17 protein-coding genes are annotated in these 19940 nt (G+C 32.1%); 7 read left to right on the top strand and 10 right to left on the bottom strand.

Annotation, left to right across the window (positions count from 1 at the left end; translation table 11 throughout):
- Positions 1 to 337: 337 nt before the first annotated feature.
- The 8 genes from OEW74_RS01050 to OEW74_RS01085 all read right to left on the bottom strand — a co-directional run bounded on the left by OEW74_RS01050 (position 338) and on the right by OEW74_RS01085 (position 9616).
- Positions 338 to 1159 (bottom strand): class I SAM-dependent methyltransferase, encoded by an 822-nt coding sequence (locus OEW74_RS01050; protein ID WP_265426719.1) that lies wholly within the window; start codon positions 1157 to 1159, stop codon positions 338 to 340.
- Positions 1160 to 1272: 113 nt separating this feature from the next.
- On the bottom strand, positions 1273 to 3135 hold the full coding sequence (mnmG, locus tag OEW74_RS01055; protein WP_265426720.1) for a tRNA uridine-5-carboxymethylaminomethyl(34) synthesis enzyme MnmG: 1863 nt from the start codon (positions 3133 to 3135) through the stop codon (positions 1273 to 1275).
- A 195-nt stretch (positions 3136 to 3330) separates the two neighbouring features.
- A complete protein-coding gene (gene ybeY / locus OEW74_RS01060) occupies positions 3331 to 3738 on the bottom strand; it encodes an rRNA maturation RNase YbeY (protein ID WP_265426721.1) in 408 nt (135 codons plus the stop codon).
- 4 nt (positions 3739 to 3742) lie between these two features.
- Complete coding sequence (locus OEW74_RS01065; RefSeq protein WP_265426722.1) at positions 3743 to 5899, bottom strand: patatin-like phospholipase family protein; 2157 nt, start codon at positions 5897 to 5899, stop codon at positions 3743 to 3745.
- 2 nt (positions 5900 to 5901) lie between these two features.
- Entirely contained in the window at positions 5902 to 8349 is a 2448-nt protein-coding gene (locus OEW74_RS01070; RefSeq protein ID WP_265426723.1) for a bifunctional UDP-N-acetylmuramoyl-tripeptide:D-alanyl-D-alanine ligase/alanine racemase, read from the bottom strand.
- Positions 8350 to 8352: 3 nt separating this feature from the next.
- Complete coding sequence (locus OEW74_RS01075; protein ID WP_210148467.1) at positions 8353 to 8655, bottom strand: type II toxin-antitoxin system RelE/ParE family toxin; 303 nt, start codon at positions 8653 to 8655, stop codon at positions 8353 to 8355.
- Positions 8633 to 8971 carry a hypothetical protein gene (locus OEW74_RS01080; protein WP_265426724.1) on the bottom strand — a complete coding sequence of 113 codons (339 nt, stop codon included), beginning with the start codon at positions 8969 to 8971 and terminating at the stop codon, positions 8633 to 8635. Before OEW74_RS01080 ends, OEW74_RS01075 begins: the two co-directional genes overlap by 23 nt.
- Positions 8972 to 9025: 54 nt before the next feature.
- Complete coding sequence (locus OEW74_RS01085; protein ID WP_265426725.1) at positions 9026 to 9616, bottom strand: thymidine kinase; 591 nt, start codon at positions 9614 to 9616, stop codon at positions 9026 to 9028.
- A gap of 60 nt (positions 9617 to 9676) precedes the next feature.
- On the opposite strand from OEW74_RS01085, the gene OEW74_RS01090 reads away from it, so the two are divergent.
- From OEW74_RS01090 to fabG, 4 genes are all read left to right on the top strand, one after another.
- Entirely contained in the window at positions 9677 to 11101 is a 1425-nt protein-coding gene (locus tag OEW74_RS01090) for a hypothetical protein (RefSeq protein WP_265426726.1), read from the top strand.
- Positions 11102 to 11105: 4 nt separating this feature from the next.
- Positions 11106 to 11783 carry a 16S rRNA (cytidine(1402)-2'-O)-methyltransferase gene (rsmI, locus tag OEW74_RS01095; RefSeq protein ID WP_265426727.1) on the top strand — a complete coding sequence of 226 codons (678 nt, stop codon included), beginning with the start codon at positions 11106 to 11108 and terminating at the stop codon, positions 11781 to 11783.
- 5 nt (positions 11784 to 11788) lie between these two features.
- Positions 11789 to 13261, top strand: a complete 1473-nt coding sequence (locus OEW74_RS01100) for a WG repeat-containing protein (RefSeq protein WP_265426728.1) — start codon at positions 11789 to 11791, stop codon at positions 13259 to 13261.
- A gap of 113 nt (positions 13262 to 13374) precedes the next feature.
- A complete protein-coding gene (fabG, locus tag OEW74_RS01105) occupies positions 13375 to 14118 on the top strand; it encodes a 3-oxoacyl-[acyl-carrier-protein] reductase (protein ID WP_265426729.1) in 744 nt (247 codons plus the stop codon).
- A gap of 57 nt (positions 14119 to 14175) precedes the next feature.
- On the opposite strand, the gene OEW74_RS01110 is transcribed toward fabG, so the two are convergent.
- Together OEW74_RS01110 and OEW74_RS01115 are read right to left on the bottom strand one after the other, a co-directional pair.
- Positions 14176 to 15672, bottom strand: a complete 1497-nt coding sequence (locus OEW74_RS01110; protein WP_265426730.1) for a tetratricopeptide repeat protein — start codon at positions 15670 to 15672, stop codon at positions 14176 to 14178.
- Between the two features lie 549 nt (positions 15673 to 16221).
- Positions 16222 to 17262 (bottom strand): GMP reductase, encoded by a 1041-nt coding sequence (locus OEW74_RS01115; RefSeq protein ID WP_265426731.1) that lies wholly within the window; start codon positions 17260 to 17262, stop codon positions 16222 to 16224.
- Between the two features lie 290 nt (positions 17263 to 17552).
- Here OEW74_RS01115 and OEW74_RS01120 point away from each other — a divergent pair, with 290 nt between their 5' ends.
- Genes OEW74_RS01120 through OEW74_RS01130 form a run of 3 tightly spaced genes read left to right on the top strand, consistent with a single transcriptional unit; the run spans position 17553 to position 19931 of the window.
- Positions 17553 to 18308, top strand: a complete 756-nt coding sequence (locus OEW74_RS01120; protein ID WP_265426732.1) for a prolipoprotein diacylglyceryl transferase — start codon at positions 17553 to 17555, stop codon at positions 18306 to 18308.
- Complete coding sequence (locus tag OEW74_RS01125; RefSeq protein WP_265426733.1) at positions 18286 to 18519, top strand: hypothetical protein; 234 nt, start codon at positions 18286 to 18288, stop codon at positions 18517 to 18519. The genes OEW74_RS01120 and OEW74_RS01125 overlap by 23 nt, the downstream gene beginning before the upstream one ends.
- A gap of 8 nt (positions 18520 to 18527) precedes the next feature.
- Entirely contained in the window at positions 18528 to 19931 is a 1404-nt protein-coding gene (locus tag OEW74_RS01130; protein ID WP_265426734.1) for a radical SAM protein, read from the top strand.
- Positions 19932 to 19940: the final 9 nt, after the last annotated feature.

The following is a 19940-nucleotide window of genomic DNA, read 5'->3' on the forward strand; positions in this document are numbered from 1 at the left end:
TTTAGATTATTGTTATTTTACCTTTTTCAATTTCTACTATTTTATATTTGCTGTAATGCATAAATTATTAATAAAAAAAATATAGACGATTCTCAGACGGTTAGTTTAAAATAAATAGTAGTTTCTATTTTTATTATTTTCTGGAGTTATTAACAAGTTACTAATATTTTAAATCTTCAATTTTGAAATTTTTGATTTTATAAAATATATGAGCTTAAAATTGAAAGTAGAGTAGGAGTACAAAAAATAAAAAAACTCGAAATTGTATCTCGAGTTTTTATTTTTTAAAGAAAAATGGTGAAAATCGACCTCTATAAATAGGTTAAAAATCGATTTTCTATTTTTTTTCGATAATGTATATCAAACTTGAAAATTCGTTAGAAAAAAGGGCGTTTATGTTAGAAATCGTTCCGTAGATTACTGCTTTTAGCCAAAATAAGGGTGATTTTTTGTATTTTTCGCTCAACATTGAGATGTAATACGAATCTAGAATCAAAGGTTTGATTTTTCTGATTTTCCAGTTTGGTTTCTTTGCTATAAGATTTTCCATTCCTTTTTTTGAGAAATGATAGACATGTCTTGGTACGTCATAAGCTGCCCAAAATTCTTTATAATGTTTTGCATCATAAGAAGTAGGATTGGGAACGGCAATAATTAGTAACCCTTTTTCTTTTAATTTTTTGTTGAAAATTTCAAGCATCTCATCCTGATTTTCCACGTGTTCGAAAACATGCCAAAGCGTAATTGCATCTAAACTTAGATCTTCAATAGTATTAATATTATCTAAAATTGTAGCTTTTGAAATTTTATTTTGCACAGCTTTTCTTGCATCTGCATTTGGTTCAAAACCGAAAACTTCAAAATCATTTTCTATATATTTTACAAATTCTCCTGCACCACAACCATAATCTAAAACTCTTGAACCTTTTTTTATTCTGTCTAAAAGAATTGTTTTTTTATACTGTAAATTGAATGATTGTAAAAATTTGTACAATTTTTCTTTTAAACTTCCAGAATCCTGATGATGAGATATGTAATCTTCACTTTCATAATATTTAGAAATATTCGATGGAATAGGGGAGGTTTTAAAAACTCCTTTTGTTTCTGTTTCTTTAATTTCAAATATTTCCTGAGAAAGAAAATGATCTTTTATTTTCATTTAGCTTATTTCTTTTAAATTAAAAATTAAGATATTCAGAGTTTAAAATAACCTCATAAATACCTTAATTTTTGCTTTTATTTTATAAATGTTTCACGTGAAACATTTTGTACTTAACGTCCTAAATAGACTAATAAAACATTGATATCAGCTGGCGAAACACCACTTATTCTTCCTGCTTGAGCAACTGTTTTTGGTCTTACGTTATTCATTTTTTGTTTAGCCTCTGCAGATAAACTTGAGATTTTTAAATAATCAAAATCTTCAGGAATCTTTACATTTTCTAAACGATTAAGCTTTGCAACGTTCTCTTTTTCCTTTTCAATATAGCCTTTATACTTAATATTTACTTCAGCCTGCTCCCTTACTTCATCATCATATTGAGAAGAAACTTCTTTTATTGCATCAATTTCTTCTAATTTTTCTAAAGTAATATTTGGTCTAGTAAGGAATTGTGAAGCTCTGTAAGCCTGATCTACAGGATTACTTTCAATGCTTTCAAGAATAGGATTAATGATTCCTGGCTTTAAAGAAGTTTCTCGTAAAAAGGCTTCAAGTTCCTGACTTTTAGTGATTTTCTCTTCAACTCTTTTTAATCTTTCTTCTTTTGCTAAACCTAATTGATATGCTTTTTCAGTTAGTCTGATATCTGCATTATCTTGTCTTAAAAGAAGTCTGTATTCAGCTCTGGAAGTAAACATTCTATAAGGTTCTTCAGTACCTTTTGTTATTAAATCGTCAATTAAAACCCCGATATAAGCCTCATCTCTGTTAAGGATAAATTCTTCTTTTTCGTGAACTTTATTGTGTGCATTGATACCCGCCATCAAACCTTGTCCTGCTGCTTCTTCATAACCGGTTGTACCGTTGATTTGACCTGCAAAGTATAAATTATCTACTAATTTTGTTTCTAAAGTATGCTTTAACTGAGTAGGGGGGAAGTAGTCATATTCAATAGCATAGCCAGGTCTGAATACTTTTACATTCTCAAATCCTGGAATTTGTTTCATTGCTTTAATCTGTATATCTTCCGGAAGAGATGAACTAAAACCGTTGACATAGATTTCTACAGTCTTCCAACCTTCTGGTTCTACAAATAACTGATGTCTTGTTCTTTCTGCAAAACGGTTAATTTTATCTTCAATACTCGGGCAATATCTTGGACCTAAACTTTGAATTGTACCGTTGAACATTGGGCTTCTATCAAATCCTTCACGTAAAATATCGTGTACTGCCTCATTTGTATAAACAATGTGACAGCTTAATTGTTTGGTTAACTTCGGTGTATCTAAATAACTGAATTTCTGAGGATTTTGATCTCCTTTTTGTTCTTCCATTTTAGAATAATCAAGGCTTCTTCCATCTACTCTCGGTGGAGTACCAGTCTTCATTCTCCCAGCTTCAAAACCTAATGAAGAAAGTTGTTCTGTGATACCAAAAGCTCTTGGTTCACCCATTCTTCCGCCACCCAATTGCTTGTCACCAACATGGATTAATCCATTAAGGAAAGTTCCATTGGTTAAAACAACAGATTTAGATCTTATTTCAATTCCTAATGAAGTGACAACACCAACTGCTTTGTTATTCTCGATAATTAAGCTTTTTACCATATCCTGAAAAAAATCAAGATTAGGAGTGTTTTCTAATGCCAAACGCCATTCTTCCGCGAAAAGCATTCTGTCATTCTGTGTTCTTGGAGACCACATTGCAGGACCTTTTGAAAGATTAAGCATCTTGAATTGAATCGCAGATTTATCTGCAATAATCCCTGAATATCCTCCCATCGCATCGATTTCTCTTACGATTTGTCCTTTGGCAATTCCACCCATTGCCGGGTTGCAGCTCATTTGCCCAATGGTCTGCATATTCATAGTAACCAATAAAGTTTTTGAACCTAAATTGGCAGCAGCGGCAGCAGCTTCACAACCTGCATGACCTGCACCTACTACGATTACATCATATATTTCTGAAATCATTTTTTATTGCTTGTTTTAAGCTTCTAATTTTAATCTTTTGTCTAAATGTTTCACGTGAAACATTATTTAAATTTACAAGCTATAATCGCTTGTAGTGTGCTTTATTTCGCCCCGATCGTAGCATTTGTCTGAGCTCATTTTCTTTTAAAAAAGAAAATAGCGAGTGCGGAGAGCGGGAATAAGCTCTAAAAAGATTTAATTATACTTTGCGATATAAAAATCTTCTTTATTTCGCATTAACTGTTCTTCTTCTTCAGTTTTATCTTTATATCCGCAAAGATGAAGAATACCATGAGCCAAGACTCTTCTAAGTTCTTCTTCATAATTTTTGGATAGGGTAGAAGCGTTGTCTGAAATGCGCTGCAAAGATACGAAAATCTCTCCGCTTATTGTTTTACCTTTTACATAGTCGAAAGTAATGATATCTGTATAGTAATCGTGCTGTAAATAATCTTGGTTTACTTTCAATAAATATTCGTCGTCGCAGAAAATATAATTTATTTCGCCAAGCTTTTTTCCTTCTGAAAGAATGATGTCTTTCAACCAAGTTGTGTATTCTGTATTTACCGATTCGGGTAAATTTTCGTAAAAGAATTGTATCATTTTTTTAAAACCAGTGCCCTAAAATAACACTGAATATGCCTTTTTGATTATTTTTTAGTGAATGACTGAAATTCAGTTTTATTTGTCCAAACGGAGATTTATAGCCTAGAGTAGCACCAACAGAGCTATAATTAACTTTTACAGCGTCTTCAAAGCTTATGTCGTCTGAAAGATTGGCGAAAGAAAAATTTCCGCTCAAAAATAAATTTTTATAAAATTTGAACTGAAGATCATTTGAAATTAAAACTACATTATTTGTATTAAGCTGTGCAAAATAAAAACCTGAAAAGTTTTTGAAATTGACAATATTCTGTTCAAATATTCCTCCCAATCTGTACTGATAATACTCAGGTAAATTTTCGCCGATGGTAATTCCGCCATACAGATTAAGATGATAACTAAGCTGTTTTGTAATTGGAAGATTAACTCTCACATCGGCTTTCACCTGAATTAATCTTTTTTCAACTTCAGATTTCATTAAGTCGATTACTTTTCCTTCTGCATTAAGATAGAATCCTTTAGTAGGAAAATCGCGATCGTTTTGGGTATCGCTTTTCAGGAATACATAAGGATTTAAGAAACGGTTGTAGCGCTTATTTAAACCGTTTATTTCTGCTTCAAAATAGTCATGGCTAATTCCGGCTCCTATTGCGAATTTATCTCTCCAAACAGACTGTATGTAAGCTTCGTTGCGGAGCCATTCCCATTTATCTGCATTAATGTTTGAGCTATTCTTTAAATCGAAGCTCATCCCTGAAGAGTAAATACCAAAGCCAGGAATATATCCGTTATCTATAAAATAGTTTAAGTAATATCTGGGTTTATCACCAACAACCACATCTAAAGAAAGATTTGAATTTTTGAATAAAAGTCTTTTAGCTGAATAATTTAATAGAAGTCCTGTTTTGAAAATTTCATCGTAATGAAGTCCGACTTTCAGAAAATGACGAGCTTCATCTTCAGTTACATATAATTTTAGATAATTTATATTGTTTTCTGTGATGATATCATAATTAATAAAACGGTAATTATTGGTAGCAACCAATTTGTCTAAACCTTTATTGATACTGCCATAAGTTTGCAAAGAGGGAAGGCGAAGACCCATTTTCCCGAGAACGTAGTTATTGCCGTAAATTTTGCCTCCTTCTATTGAAATGCTGTCAATCTTATATACATTAGAATATATTGGATTTATTGGCTGTCTAAGGCGGTCAAATTCACGTTTTGGTAATTGATCTAATATTGCAGCATATTTTAAACCTTCTACATATCCGCTATCGAGAATTTTTTTCTTGTCATCGTAGCTTGTAGCGGTCATTCCGGTAAGATTTGGCTTGATGTTGATATCGGTATGTTTATACTGCCTTCTTGTATCTTTTTGAATGCCGAAATCGATGACCTGATTAAGAATTGAAATAATATTATTTAAATCTTCTCTTTTAGATAAATCCTGATTTAAATCTACCCCAATTACAATGTCAATTCCTTTATCTTTTAATGGTTTTGAAGGATAGTTTACGGTCATTGCGCCGTCAATATAAATGCTGTCGCCAATTTTTACAGGATCCATTAAAGAAGGAAACGCAGAACTTGCCATAATAGACTGTACTAAATCTCCGCTTTCAAAAATTTTCATATTTCCACTTTCTAGATTCGTGGCAACACACATAAATGGAATAGGAAGTTTTGAGAAATCATTAACGTTGGAAACGTTTTTAAATAATTCTTTTAAAAGATAAACATTCTTCTGCCCCGAACTGATCGAAGAGGGAAGGGTTATCTTTCCGTTTTTTAAAGGAATAGAGAAAAGATATTTATCGACAGATTTATTGAAAAATGAACTTTCTTTTCTTGATTTTGGATCTCTGATTAATGAATAGAAATCTGTATCCATCACAATTTTTTCAATTTCCTTTCCCGAATATCCTGAAGCGTACAAACCTCCTACAATTGCACCCATACTTGTGCCGGAAATATAATCTACTTTTACCCCTAAAGAATCGAGTACTTTAAGAACTCCTACGTGAGAAAAACCTTTAGCTCCACCACCTGCAAGTGAAAGTCCGATTTTTGGATTTTTAGGAATCACCAAATCTTTCTTTACCTGAGACTGTATCAAAAGTAGCTGAAATACAAACAGCAAAGTCAGGAATTTTCTCATAGTTAATCTTTTACATAAATCCGTTTTACACGAGGTGAAATGGAGGTTAATACTTCATAAGTTATGGTTTTGCAGTATTCTGCGAATTCTTTTAGGCTTGGTTTTGCATTGAAAACAGTCACCGTATCGCCTTCTTTTACATTGGGAATATGATCGACATTAATCATCATCATATCCATACAAATGCTTCCAACAATTGGTGCCAAAGTTTTATTAACACCCACATTTCCGATTTGGTTTCCAATGAGTCTTGGAATTCCGTCTGCATAACCAACAGGAATTGTGGCAATTTTTGTCGCTTGATTCGGTTTAAATCTTCTGCTATATCCTACAGATTCTCCGTTTTCTACTAAGGAAATTTGTGAAATTACAGTTTTAAAACTTACTACAGATTGTAACTGTTTTTGTATTTCACTATTTGGTGATTCTCCGAGCATTCCTATTCCAATTCTCACCATGTCATATTGATGATTGGTGTAGTTTGTAATTCCAGAAGAATTTAAAATATGTCGAATAGGAGTGTAGCCCAATTTTTCAATTAAATAGCTTGAATTTTTCTCAAAAGTTTCCAGCTGTTTTAAAGTAAATTCTTTCTCGGTTGGCATATCGGAAGACGAAAGATGGCTAAAAATACTTTGAACTTTTAGATTGGTTTTATTTAAAATCTGGCTCAAATGATCCAATTCAAATTCTTTAAAACCAAGACGGTGCATTCCTGTCTCAAGCTTAATGTGAATAGGATAATTTTTGTCGTATCCTGATTTTTGAATGGCTTCATAAAATAATTCTAGAACGCGGAAACTGTAAATTTCTGGCTCTAAATTATACTGAATCACCGTGTCATAACTATGTTGTTCAGGATTCATGACAACAATAGGAACGGTAATTCCTTTTTTTCGAAGTTCAACTCCTTCGTCAACGAAAGCAACTCCTAAATAATCAATATGATGGTGCTGTAAAAATTCTGAAATTTCGTAACTTCCTAAACCGTAAGCATTTGCTTTTACCATTGCCATCATTTTTGTGGTTGGTTTAAGTAAAGATTTATGATAATTAATGTTGTGCAGAAGTGCATTTAAATTGATTTCTAAAACCGTATCATGCTTTCTAAGCTCTAACAAATCTTTTACTTTCTCAATTTCAAATTTTCTAGCTCCTTTAAGTAAAATAATCTGATTTTCAATTTCTGTAAGATGTTTACTGTCAAATAATTCCTGAGTATTAATGAAAGTATGGGTTTTAGCTTTAAATAAATCACTAAATTTTGATATTTCATCACCAATTAAGAAAACAGAATCAAATTTTTGTTCATTAACCAATTCCGAAACTTCTTCATACAGCTCTTTTGAATTGGAATTAACACCGACAATATCGGTCAACACCAAGGATTTTTTCGGTTTTTTGTATTCATTTAAAAACTGAAGAGCGGTTTTAAGAGAATCTAAATCAAGATTAAAAGAGTCATTAATGACGATGTTGTTTTTTTGTCCTTCGATCGCTTCGAGTCTCATTTCAACAGCCTTTAAAGCGTTGATTTTTTCGACGATATTTTGATTTTCAATACCTAATTCTTTCAAGACCGTAATCAGCGCTAAAACATTCGTTAAAGTCGCTTCATCTCTTTGATGAACTGGGAAGGATATTTCTTCACCAAAATAGTGTACAACAAACTGCTCGTCTTTTGAAGTATTATTTTTAAAGTAAACTTGGTTAGCATCTGAAAGTCCATAAGAAATTAATTTTTTACTTGAATATAAATCATTTAATTTTTTATCAACCAGAGTATTATCGCCGTTGTAAATAATCACTTCAGAATCTTTGAAAAGCTGTATTTTTTCATCGATCAAATCTTCTTCAGATTCGAAATTAGCGAGATGTGCCGTTCCAATATGGGTCAATAAACCAATTTGTGGCTGGAAGATATTTTCCAGCTTTTTCATTTCATTAGGCTTAGAAATTCCGACTTCAAAAATTCCCAGTTTATGGCTGTCATTTATTTGAAGCAAAGAAAGTGGAAGTCCGATTTGTGAATTAAAACTTTTTGGGCTTTTCACCGTTGGAAACTCATTCCAAAGACATTGATATAGCCATTCTTTTAAAATAGTTTTTCCATTACTCCCAGTAATTCCGATGGATTTTATTTGAGAATTTTCGAAATGAAATTTGGCTAATTTTTGAAGAAATTCCACAGAATTTTCTACAATAATCCAGGTTATATTTTCAAACTGAGAATAATGATGTTCAGAAATAATGACATTGATTCCTCTATCAATAGCAGATTCAATAAATTTTTCGCCAGAATTTTTAGAAGTATTTATGGCAATAAACGCAGTATTTTTAGTAGAGTAAATAATTCTGCTATCAAAAGCAATGTTTTTGATTATTAATTCTCCGTTTCCAATAATCTTAGAATTGGTGATATCTGCGATTTGATGTATAGTGTAGTTCATAAACTACTTTTCTGTAATTAATTTATAGTTAGACTCCGGATTTTGGAAATTGTTAATCATATTTAAAAGATTTATTTGATTTCCGGAAATTTCATAGATAATAGAATTATGTTTAGTAATTAATACTTTGTGAAAATCAGTATCTTCATATTTTTGATGTTTCAAATGACCATTTTCAAGCAAAGAAATTTGTCTTTCTAAAATTTCATAAAAATCTTCTAAGACATCAAAACCCCAATTATCAATTAGAAAATCTTCAAGAATTTCTAAATCAGATTTGGCTCTATTTGTCCAAAAAATATTCATTTTTCTTTTTTGCAATTCTATCTCTTGCTTCTTTCATTACAAGGCTATGTTCGGTAATTTTTCCGTTTTTTACATCTTCTAAGCCTTCCTCAATAGCCTTTAAAATATGTTCTTTCGAAACCTTTTCAGGCTCAATAATCTCAGCAATTTTCAGCAATTCTTCAGGTAAGAATTTTTTCTCCTTCATTTTTCTAAAAAATGTGGGCTCAGAAATTCCTGTCTTTTCAATAATATATTTTATTTTGAAAGGAGAATTTTTCAGAATCTCATCTATAGAATTACTTATTTTTATGTAATTTTTAATTTCTAATATCATTTTTTGATAGTTTTTACTATTAAAATTTAAACAAAATTAAAAATAAATTTGATATTAAACTTCTTTTTTGTTTAAAACTTCATCTACAAAAACTCTTCGGCTTACTGCATCGTAAGATTCTGTTTCTCCGAGTTCTACCAAGTTTTTTCCTTCAGAAGTTCTCATCGAATAATTGGCTAAATTTCCTGTTCTTCTGCAAATGGCGTGTACTTTTGTAACATATTCGGCAGTAGCCATTAAATTTGGCATCGGTCCGAATGGTCGTCCCAGAAAATCCATATCCAAACCTGCAATTACTACCCGAATTCCGCTGTTTGCCAGCTGATTGGCAACTTCTACAATACTTTCATCAAAAAATTGTGCTTCATCAATTCCTACCACATCACAATTTGAGCCTAACAAAATAATTTCGTTAGGATTTTCTACCGCAGTACTGCGAATCTTATTTTTGTTGTGCGAAACGACATCTTCATCAGAATATCTCGTATCGGTTTTAGGTTTAAAAATTTCCACATTTTGCCCCGCCATTTCAGCTCTTCTCAGCCTTCGGATCAACTCTTCGGTTTTTCCGGAAAACATTGAGCCACAAATAACTTCCATCCAACCGCTTTGTTTGGAATGATTAATTGTATTTTCTAAAAACATTTGTTAAATTAGCCGTAATATTTTAACATCAAAAGTAAGCAATTTTAATAAGAATCTACGATGCAGAACATTCAAGATTTAAAGGATAAGATTTTTTTTGAATCCAGGAATATCATTGATATTTTGGGTGGAATAAACAACGTTGACGAACTGGTTTCGAAACAAGATCTACTAAATGATCTCGTGGAAAAAATTGCTTTTTTAAAATTGTTGGATAAAAATCTGGGCGATTATCAACAGCAAAATTCAAATTTTTCTGATTATCAGAAAGACGAATCTTTGGTTTCTAATTATTTGGTAACCGAAGAAGAAGCAATTTTTAATAACGAGCTGAACGAAATCGGAAACGAATCTTTTTCTGAAAATAAAATTGAAACTGAGGAAGAGGAAGCCATTTTTAATAATCAGTTGAATGAAATTATTGAAAGTGATTTCCATGAAAATATGGTCAATTTAGCTGAAGAAAATGTACCAGAAGCCAATGAAAACTTTGTTTCAGACGAAATTTCAGATCATTTAGACTTAGAAGAAGAGGCCGTTTTTAATAACCAGCTCAATGAAATTGATGAAGATGAAGAACCGGAAAATTCTGACCGAGTTTTGAGTTTTGTAGATGAAGAAAGAATTTTGGAAGATTCTCAGCCGGAAAGTGATGATGATTTTAACGAAGAAATTTTTGCTGAAAAATCAACTGAAGAAGAGGTTTCTTTCAATAATCAATTAAATGAAATTATTGAAGAAGAAAATCATATTTCTGAAAAAACATCTGCTGAAACTCACATTATTCCCGATATTTTTGAGAATGAATTTGAAGAAGATGAAATTTTAATTGAAGAAACTGAGAATGAATATGTCTCAACTTTTAATCATGAAAATGATGAAATTATCTCAGAAAGTTCAAATGTAGAATCTATTTTAAATGAAATTAAAAAAGATTCTGAAGTTCCGGAAGAAGTTGAAATGAAAACACAAGATTCTGAAAGAGGAAAAATTGTTGAAATTGATAAACCACAACGTGAAATAACCACAGAAGTTCCGAAATCAGACGAAAGTTTTGAAAATCTGGATGCTTATCATCAGGAAAAGAAAATAAAGCTTGCACACATAAGAGGTTTAAAAAACATTCAAACCTTATTTGATGATGATCCTTTGGAAAGGGAAACTCCACATGAAAAAGTTGAAATTCCGGTTGTAAAAGAAGATATCGGAAGTTTAATAAAAACAAATATTCCGACTCAATTTATGGAGGCCGAAAAACCAAGACCAGAATTTAAGCTTGATCTGAATGACAGAATAGCGTTTACAAAGGTACTTTTTAACGGAAGCCAGACCGATCTGAATGATTCTATTGCTGAGCTTAACAGATGCAAAAACATCGATGAGGCAAAAGAATATCTCAGCGAGCTATATTATGATAAAAATTGGGAAAAAGTAGATGAATATGCCCAAAGACTTTGGGTATTGGTAGAAAATAAATTTTTATAATATTTTGAGCGGTATTTTATATTTTGTTCCGACACCCGTCGGAAATCTTGAAGACATGACTTTCAGAGCGATCAATACGCTGAAAGAAGTAGACTATATTTTGTGCGAAGATACCCGAACTTCGGGAATTTTATTAAAGCATTTTGAGATTTCAAAGCCTTTGAAATCTTATCATCTTCACAATGAGCATCAAGCCACAGAAAAAGTGATTGCAGACCTTAAAAACGGTCAGAATATTGCCATTATTACCGATGCAGGAACTCCAGGGATTTCAGATCCGGGATATTTGTTGGCAAAAGCGGGATCAGATCACGATATTGAAATGATTTGCCTTCCCGGTGCAACCGCTTTGATTCCGGCTTTGGTGGTTTCCGGTTTACCGAATAATGAGTTTCTTTTTGCCGGTTTTCTTCCTCAGAAAAAAGGAAGACAAACAAAGCTTAAACAGCTTGCAGAAGAGAAAAAAACAATCGTTTTGTACGAAAGTCCGCATAAAATCAATACAACTTTAGAACAGATAAGAGAATTTTTCGGTGAAGAGACCAGAGCAAGTTTAAGCCGTGAAATTTCGAAAAAATTTGAAGAAACTAAAAGAGGAACAATCAATGAATTAATTGAATTCTCTAAAAGTAAAACTTTAAAAGGTGAAATTGTTTTAATCGTTAATAATTCTTTAAAGTAATTTCATTGAAAAAATTAGTTTTCATTCTGCTTTCAGGTATTTTTTCAGCACAGACCAATCAGTATAAAGAGATATTATTGTCTAAACAAGTTGGGAAAGACGTACGTTTTTATACCAACGGTTACGGAATTATTTCAGACGCAAATACCGGAAATTCTTCTATTGTAGATTCTTTAGGAACAATTTCCTTTAATTATCCTTTTAAAAGCGAAATTCTACGTCTTTCGAAAGACAGGTTTATTTTGAAAGTAAAAGAAGGGGAATCAAACGGAAAAACTGCTTTAATTGACGGAAAAGGAAATCAGTTGATCCCATTAGATAAATTTAAATACAAAACCTGGGAAAATAGAGACCGTTTAATTGTATCGAAAGATGGAAAAGATCTTGTTTACGACTACAATGGTAAAGAAATTATCCCTTCTCAGGATAAAATAGAATTTGCAAACGACAGCAGATTTTTTATTAAAAAAGATAAGCTTTGGTTTATTTATAATTTTGACGGACAACAGGTTTCTGACAGAGCATTCAAGGAAAACCTGAGATTTTACAAAGGAAAAGTTTATTTAAATACCGGAATTAAAACCGGAGATGTGATAGATATCGACGGTAAAACGGTAAGTCAGTTTTCAAATCATTACATCGAAGATATTAACGGTTTTCCATTTTTAATTACAAAAGACATTACCAAAAATAAGTATGGAATTGTAGATGAAAATGAGCAGGTTTTAGCAGAAAATATCTACGAACAGGCTTTTGTGGGAAGAAACTATATTTACCTTATCAAAGACAATAAAGTAAGCGTCTTTTCTAAAGCGGAAAGAAAACTTTTCCCTACCGAATATCATTATGTAAATCATTTGTTTAACGGTAATTTTAAAACACTAAAAGATTATAAAAATCCTAAAATTGCAGTTATTAAAGAAAGTGGGGAAGTTGTTTTGCCTAAAGAATATGACGTTGTAGAAGGCTTTAAAATAAAAGGTGAAGATTATGTTTTTGTAAGCAAAGACAATGAAGAAAGGCTTTTAGATAAAAATTTTGAGAGTGTTTTGGATGACGGATTTCAGATTGAGAAAATCTTCTTTAATAATGTCATTGTAAAAAAAGACGAAGTTTATTATAAATTTTCACCAACAGATAAATCTTACACACCGATTAAAGATATTGTTTCTATAAAACCGTTTCAGTTTTACCCTGCAATTATCTGTAAAAACAAAGAAAACCTTTACGGAATGCTTGATGAAGAAGGAAAGGAAATTGTTCCGTTTATCTACGATGATATTGTAAGTTTTCTTTCAGCAGATGAAGTTGTGGTACAGAAAGGAGATAAATTCGGGGTTACGAATCTTAAAAATGAACCGCTTAAAGACGTTATTTACGACAAATATTCTGCAGATAACAAAAAGCTTACCCTCACAAAAGATAAAGAATCTGAAGTGATTGATTTTAGTTCTTCAGAAGATAAAGTGATGTTTTAAAACAATGTTTAATTAGTGAATTAAAACTCGCAAAAACAAAATATATATATTTGCAATCTGAATAATTTTAAACCACTCAAGTTATTTGGATTTTTAAAATAAATAATCATTATATGAAACTATTAGAAGGAAAAGTAGCACTAATTACCGGAGCTACAAGAGGAATCGGGAAGGGTATTGCCGAAATTTTTGCTCAACAGGGAGCAAAAGTAGCATTTACTTACGCAGGTTCTGTAGAAAAAGCGAAAGAATTGGAAACTGCTTTAAGTTCTGTAACTCAGATTAAAGGTTATCAGTCTGATGCATCAGATTACGATGCTGCACAAAAATTGGTAGATGATGTAATGGCTGAGTTTGGTAAAATTGATATTTTGGTAAACAATGCAGGAATTACGAAAGACAATCTTTTGATGAGAATGTCAAAAGACGATTGGGACACTATTATCAAAGTAAATTTAGATTCTGTATTCAACCTTACTAAGGCTGTAATTAAGCCAATGATGAAAGCTAAATCGGGCTCTATCATCAATATGACTTCTGTTGTTGGGGTAAAAGGTAATGCAGGACAGGCAAATTATGCGGCTTCTAAAGCTGGAGTTATCGGATTTACGAAATCTATTGCATTAGAATTAGGTTCAAGAAACATCCGTTGCAACGCAATTGCTCCAGGATTTATTGAAACTGAAATGACGGCTGCTTTAGACGAAAAAACAGTTCAAGGATGGAGAGACGGTATTCCTTTGAAAAGAGGTGGACAGCCTGAAGATGTTGCCAATGCGTGTGTATTTTTAGGTAGCGAAATGTCTTCTTATATTTCTGGTCAGGTTTTAAACGTTGACGGAGGAATGTTGACTTAAGAAAATTATTATTCTACAATATAAATCCCTTTCATAAGCTTTATGAAAGGGATTCTTTTATGATTCAGAATCGATGTAATTTCTAAGCCAAACTTGAAGGTCTTTTTCGGGTGAAAGGTTGATTTTTTTCCTGAAATTATAACGGTTATTTTCTATCGTTTTTATTGCTTTAAAAGTACAATCTGCAATCTCTTTCGTTGTAAAACCGAGATAAATATAAGCTGCAAAAGTAAGCTCGCTCGGTTTCAGACTTTCATTAAGCTGAAGCATTTTAGACTGAAATTTAGGATAAACCTCCTGAAACCTTGTATAAAATGAAGGATTATTATCTTTTGCCAATTGAATGATTTCGTCGAAAGCTTCGTTAACTTGTTGTTTCAGTTTGTGCGTTTCCTGTTCTGTTATTTCTTTTTCTTTAAGCAGTTTTTGGGCGATTTCGATAGATTTCAGATTCCTAGATTTCGATTTTTTAAGAAGATAAATAATAAATAAAGTGATGAATACCAGTAAAGAAATGATGATTAAGGTTGTTCTCTGCGTTTTTTTGGTTTCAAGAATCTGCTTTATTTTTTCTTCTTTCATCACCTCATTCAACGCAAAATCTCTTTCTTTCTTCATTCTGTCATCCAATTCCTTATTCGTTTTCAGATAAAGATCCTGATATTGTTTTGCTTCGGTTGCATTTCCCTGTGCTATTTTCAGCTCGGCAATTTTTTTGTACAATTCGCTCAGAATATCCGGAAAATGATGCTGATCAAAACTTTTTAAAGCCTGATCGTAAAAATTTTGAGCTTCAGAATATTTTTTTTGAGCAGTATATAGATTTCCAAGTCCTATTAACGATTCAATTTTGCAGGGATGGATTTTATCTTTAAAATGATCTAATGATTTGCTGTAATAATATTGAGCAGAATCGGTTTTATTTTGATTCAGATAATAATTTCCAAAACCTAAACAAGAACAACCTTTTTGAATATAAGCATCCTCTAAATTTATTTTTTTTAAAATTGTATCTTCTTTTTGCAAAAAGTAGTGCATAGAATCCGGCTTATTAAAATTATCATAGATATAGCTCAAATGCGAATATATTGCACTTTCTGTGAGAGAATCTTTTGTTGTTTTATTGGGCTTGGTTTTTAAGATTTCAAGCGCTTTTCGATAATTTTTAAACGATAGGCTGTAAAGCTCAAGAAGAAGGTAATTTCCAGCTAATAAAGATGAAATATTGGCAGAATGCGTTTGATCTGTTTCTAAATACGACGTATATTTTTGTGCCTCTTTTGCATAATCAATACTTTGTTTAAACTTTGCATGATCGTAATAATAGGAGGCTAAATAATAATTGCCATACGATAACCCTTTTTCATTATTTATAGAATTTGATAATTTTATAAGTTTTTGTGAAGCGTCCAAAACTTTGTCAGATTCTCCGGATAGCTGAATGGTATTGATTTGTTTTACCAAAAAATCAATATCGGGTTCATTTTGAGCATAAAAAAGATTGCTCAGAAGAACAAGACTAAGTAAATATTTATACGAATGGAGATAACCCATTTAAATAATTTGGTATTATTAGTTCACTACATAAAAAGTCAACACCTCACAAATGTATTATTCATGGGTGTTACAGTCTTTTTTGATTGTGTATTTTCGCTCAACTTTTGTGCCAATGTAAACCTGAACATTAAAAGAAACGTATGACTGAAGGTTTAATTTCAATAAATGAATTAAAATTAACTTTCCATTTATATTAAATAAATTTTGATATTTGGCGTGAATTTTAAATCAGATAAAAAGCGATTTATTACAGTAAATATTTACAGTGATTTCTTTAGAATTAAAATTTTGAAACAATAGATATCAAAAAAAAATCTCCGAAAATTTTAAACTTATTTTGTTTAAAAATCTCCAGAGATTAATTTTTCCTCCATCATTCGGATTTCAGTTTTTTTGAACGATACAAATAGAAGAAAAAGTTAAAAAAAGAGCAAAATATCAACCCCTCAATTTCCCCTCTATTTAAATAAATCCTTTATCAATAGAGCTTTATGATGGTATTCAAATTATTCTAACATTTTGAATTTACAAAGATTAAGATTTTGATTAATCATTATAAACCTGATTTTCCTGTTCCTGAACTCTTATAAAAGTTGTTCTTTTAGACAATTCTTTCAAGGTAGAAGCACCAACATAAGTACAGGTAGAACGCACTCCGCCTAAAATATCTTTCACCGTTTCGAGCACTGCACCTTTATAAGGAACTTTCACTGTCTTTCCTTCCGAAGCTCTGTATTCTGCAACACCACCCGAATGTTTATCCATTGCAGTTTTTGAGCTCATTCCGTAAAAAAGTTTGAATTTTTTACCATTTTCTTCCACCATTTCGCCACCGCTTTCATCATGACCGGCAAACATTCCACCCAACATGACGAAATCTGCGCCGCCACCAAAAGCTTTGGCTACATCACCCGGAACTTTGCAACCTCCGTCTGCAATAATATGACCTTTTAAACCATGTGCAGCATCAGAACTTTCAATAATTGCCGATAATTGAGGATATCCAACACCGGTTTTTACCCTTGTTGTACACACAGAACCGGGACCGATACCGACTTTGATAATATCTGCGCCTGCCAAAAGAAGTTCTTCCACCATTTCTCCGGTTACTACATTGCCTGCAATAATAATTTTATCAGGAAAATTGGCTCTTGCACGTTTCACAAACTCTACAAAATGCTCAGAATAACCATTGGCTACATCAATGCAGAGAAACCCAATTTTTGGATGGTTTTCGAGAATTGTTTTTATTTTTTCTTCATCCGCTTTTCCTGTTCCTGTACTTAAAGCGATGTATTGATAAATATTTTCAGGTTGATTATTGAGGAAATTGCTCCATTCTTCAACGGTATAATGTTTATGAATGGCAGTAATAATTTTTTCTTTGGAAAGCTCAAGAGCCATTTCAAATGTTCCCACCGTGTCCATATTGGCTGCGATAATGGGTGTGCCTTTCCATTTTTTTTGAGTGTGAAGGAAGGTAAACTCACGGTTTAAATCTACTTCTGAACGAGATTTTAAAGTAGAACGTTTTGGTCTGAACATAACGTCTTTAAAACCAAGTTTTATATCATTTTCTATTCGCATAATCTGGAAATTATTTTAAATAAAATTAGGGAAAAGATTGATAGAAAAGCTTAAAATAAATGATTTTATGGTTTATTTATGAGAAAAATGTAACTCTCACAGATGTCAGAGCTCAGCACGGATGATTGAGAATAAAAAATAGGTGAAGTAAACAGCCAAGAATACACAAATTAGTTTAGTTCAAGAAAAATTATAATAACAGTTTTTATAAAAAAAAGTGTGTATCTGTGGCAAAATAATCTGTGAAAATTTGTGGGAAAAGATAATCGAAATATCTTACTTTTGATTTTATGGATTTTCCTGTTACATTTCAGATTTTTGGTAAAACGATTTTGCTTCACCCCATCACAGAATCTTTAGGGATTTTTTTGGGAATGCGCTATTACACATTTTTGAAAAGAAAAAATAAAGAAAAATTTAGTAGTGTTAAGTCTTTGCTGATTCTTATTGCTGCAACTTTCGGTGCGTTAATAGGTTCTCATACAATTGGCTCATTAGAAAGACCCGATGATTTGATAAATGCCAAGGATTTTTGGATGTATATCTGGCTAAACAATACAATTGTGGGAGGTTTAGCGGGTGGTCTCATTGGCGTTGAAGCTATGAAGAAGATCATTGGAAAAAAAGAAAGTACGGGTGACCTTATGGTTTATCCTTTGATCTTAGCCATATTTATTGGAAGGATAGGATGTTTTTTTACCGGCATATATGAAGAAACTTATGGATTACCTACCAATTCTATTTTCGGGATGTATTTGGGAGACCAATATTTAAGACATCCTATTGCCTTATATGAAATGGTATTTTTGACGATTTTATTTATAGGATTGAAAATCTTTCAAAAAAGGTATACTTACAGATCCGGAGTTTTATTTCAGTTATTCATGTTGTGCTACTTTTCATTCAGGTTTATTATTGATTTTCTGAAACCGAAATATAATATCATATTGGGATTAAGTACCATTCAGATAGTATGTTGTATGGTTATCATTTACTATATTTATCTTTTAAAAAACAACAAATATGAAACTATTAGAAGTCGGTAGTTTTGGTGGAGACCTTGCTGCATTAGGATTAATTTTTTTATTCATTGGTCTGGTAGTATTTATTATTTCAATTATAGTTGCTGTAGTTTTAGGAATTATGGCTGCTGCAAATTCTGATAAAAAATACAATTTTAAACCAGCTTTAATGGGTATTCTTACTGGAATATTGATTTTCATTGCAGGAGGATGTATTTGTGGATTTAAATTATAATAGAAATTATGCCGGTAAGAAATTATACGTATTACGATTATACAATCAGTCTTTGCCCGGAATGCCTGAAAAGGGTAGGAGCAAAGATTATCATTGAAGACGACTCTGTTTTTATGACAAAAAGATGTCCTGATCACGGTTTTTTTAAAACGATGATTGCTTCGGATGTTCAATATTATAAAAACATCAGAAACTACAATAAAGCCTCAGAAATGCCCGTTCATTTCGGTACCGATGTAGAATATGGTTGTCCGTACGATTGTGGTTTGTGTGTAGATCATGAGCAGCATAGTTGTCTTTCGATTGTAGAAGTTACAGATCGGTGCAATCTGACGTGCCCAACGTGTTATGCGATGTCTTCACCACATTACGGAAGTCATCGGACTTTGGAAGAAATCGAGGCAATGTTTGATATTATCGTCAAAAACGAAGGCGAACCCGATGTTGTACAAATCAGTGGAGGCGAACCGACTATTCATCCTGAATTTTTTAAGATCATGGATATTGCCAAGTCGAAACCGATCAAACATTTAATGTTAAATACCAACGGAATTCGTATTGCGAATGATCCCGGTTTTGCTGAAAAATTAGCAACTTATGCTCCTGAATTTGAAATTTATCTTCAGTTTGATTCTTTTAAACCCGAAGTTTTGGAAGATTTCCGAGGAAAAGATCTTACGAATGTTCGGATGAAAGCTTTGGAAAAATTAAATGAATTAAATCTTTCTACAACGTTGGTGATTGTTCTTCAAAAGGGGAAAAATATCGATGAAATAGGGAAACTCATTGACTTTGCTTTAAAACAAAAATGCGTCCGTGGAATTACTTTTCAGCCTGTAGAAGTTGCCGGAAGAAACAGAGAAGATTCTGCACACGAAAAAATTACTTTAACGGAAGTAAGACAGGAAATTTTAAACCAGTTCCCGCTTTTGAAAGGAGATGATATTATTCCGGTTCCGTGTAATCCGGATGCTTTGGCGATGGGGTATATTTTAAAACTGGAAGGCGAAACGATTCCTTTAACACGATATATCAATCCTGCTGATTTGCTGAATAATGAGACCAGAAATACCATCGTTTATGAGCAAGACAAAGGTTTGCAGATGCAGCTTTTGGATATTTTCAGTACAGGTATTTCAGTAGATAAAGTTCAGCCTAAAGTAAATCAATTACTTTGCTGTCTTCCAGAAGTTTCGGCTCCAAATTTAGATTACGATAATCTCTTCAGAATCATTATTATGAATTTTATGGATGCTCATGATTTTGATGTTCGAGCGGTGAAAAAATCTTGCGTTCATATTGTCAATAAAGATTTAAAAATGATCCCTTTTGAGACGATGAACCTGTTTTACAGAGACGACAAAAGTAAATATCTGGAAGAATTGAGAAAAGAGGATAAGGTATTGTTTTAAGAAAAGATT

Source organism: Chryseobacterium sp. YIM B08800 (assembly GCF_026163565.1).
Taxonomy (GTDB): Bacteria; Bacteroidota; Bacteroidia; order Flavobacteriales; family Weeksellaceae; genus Chryseobacterium.

Coding starts and splice junctions, on each gene's coding strand:
- OEW74_RS01050 (WP_265426719.1), bottom strand. CDS start 1,159: ATGAAAATAAAAGATCATTTTCTTTCTCAGGAAATATTTGAAATTAAA.
- mnmG (WP_265426720.1), bottom strand. CDS start 3,135: ATGATTTCAGAAATATATGATGTAATCGTAGTAGGTGCAGGTCATGCA.
- ybeY (WP_265426721.1), bottom strand. CDS start 3,738: ATGATACAATTCTTTTACGAAAATTTACCCGAATCGGTAAATACAGAA.
- OEW74_RS01065 (WP_265426722.1), bottom strand. CDS start 5,899: ATGAGAAAATTCCTGACTTTGCTGTTTGTATTTCAGCTACTTTTGATA.
- OEW74_RS01070 (WP_265426723.1), bottom strand. CDS start 8,349: ATGAACTACACTATACATCAAATCGCAGATATCACCAATTCTAAGATT.
- OEW74_RS01075 (WP_210148467.1), bottom strand. CDS start 8,655: ATGAATATTTTTTGGACAAATAGAGCCAAATCTGATTTAGAAATTCTT.
- OEW74_RS01080 (WP_265426724.1), bottom strand. CDS start 8,971: ATGATATTAGAAATTAAAAATTACATAAAAATAAGTAATTCTATAGAT.
- OEW74_RS01085 (WP_265426725.1), bottom strand. CDS start 9,616: ATGTTTTTAGAAAATACAATTAATCATTCCAAACAAAGCGGTTGGATG.
- OEW74_RS01090 (WP_265426726.1), top strand. CDS start 9,677: ATGCAGAACATTCAAGATTTAAAGGATAAGATTTTTTTTGAATCCAGG.
- fabG (WP_265426729.1), top strand. CDS start 13,375: ATGAAACTATTAGAAGGAAAAGTAGCACTAATTACCGGAGCTACAAGA.
- OEW74_RS01110 (WP_265426730.1), bottom strand. CDS start 15,672: ATGGGTTATCTCCATTCGTATAAATATTTACTTAGTCTTGTTCTTCTG.
- OEW74_RS01115 (WP_265426731.1), bottom strand. CDS start 17,262: ATGCGAATAGAAAATGATATAAAACTTGGTTTTAAAGACGTTATGTTC.
- OEW74_RS01120 (WP_265426732.1), top strand. CDS start 17,553: ATGGATTTTCCTGTTACATTTCAGATTTTTGGTAAAACGATTTTGCTT.
- OEW74_RS01125 (WP_265426733.1), top strand. CDS start 18,286: ATGAAACTATTAGAAGTCGGTAGTTTTGGTGGAGACCTTGCTGCATTA.
- OEW74_RS01130 (WP_265426734.1), top strand. CDS start 18,528: ATGCCGGTAAGAAATTATACGTATTACGATTATACAATCAGTCTTTGC.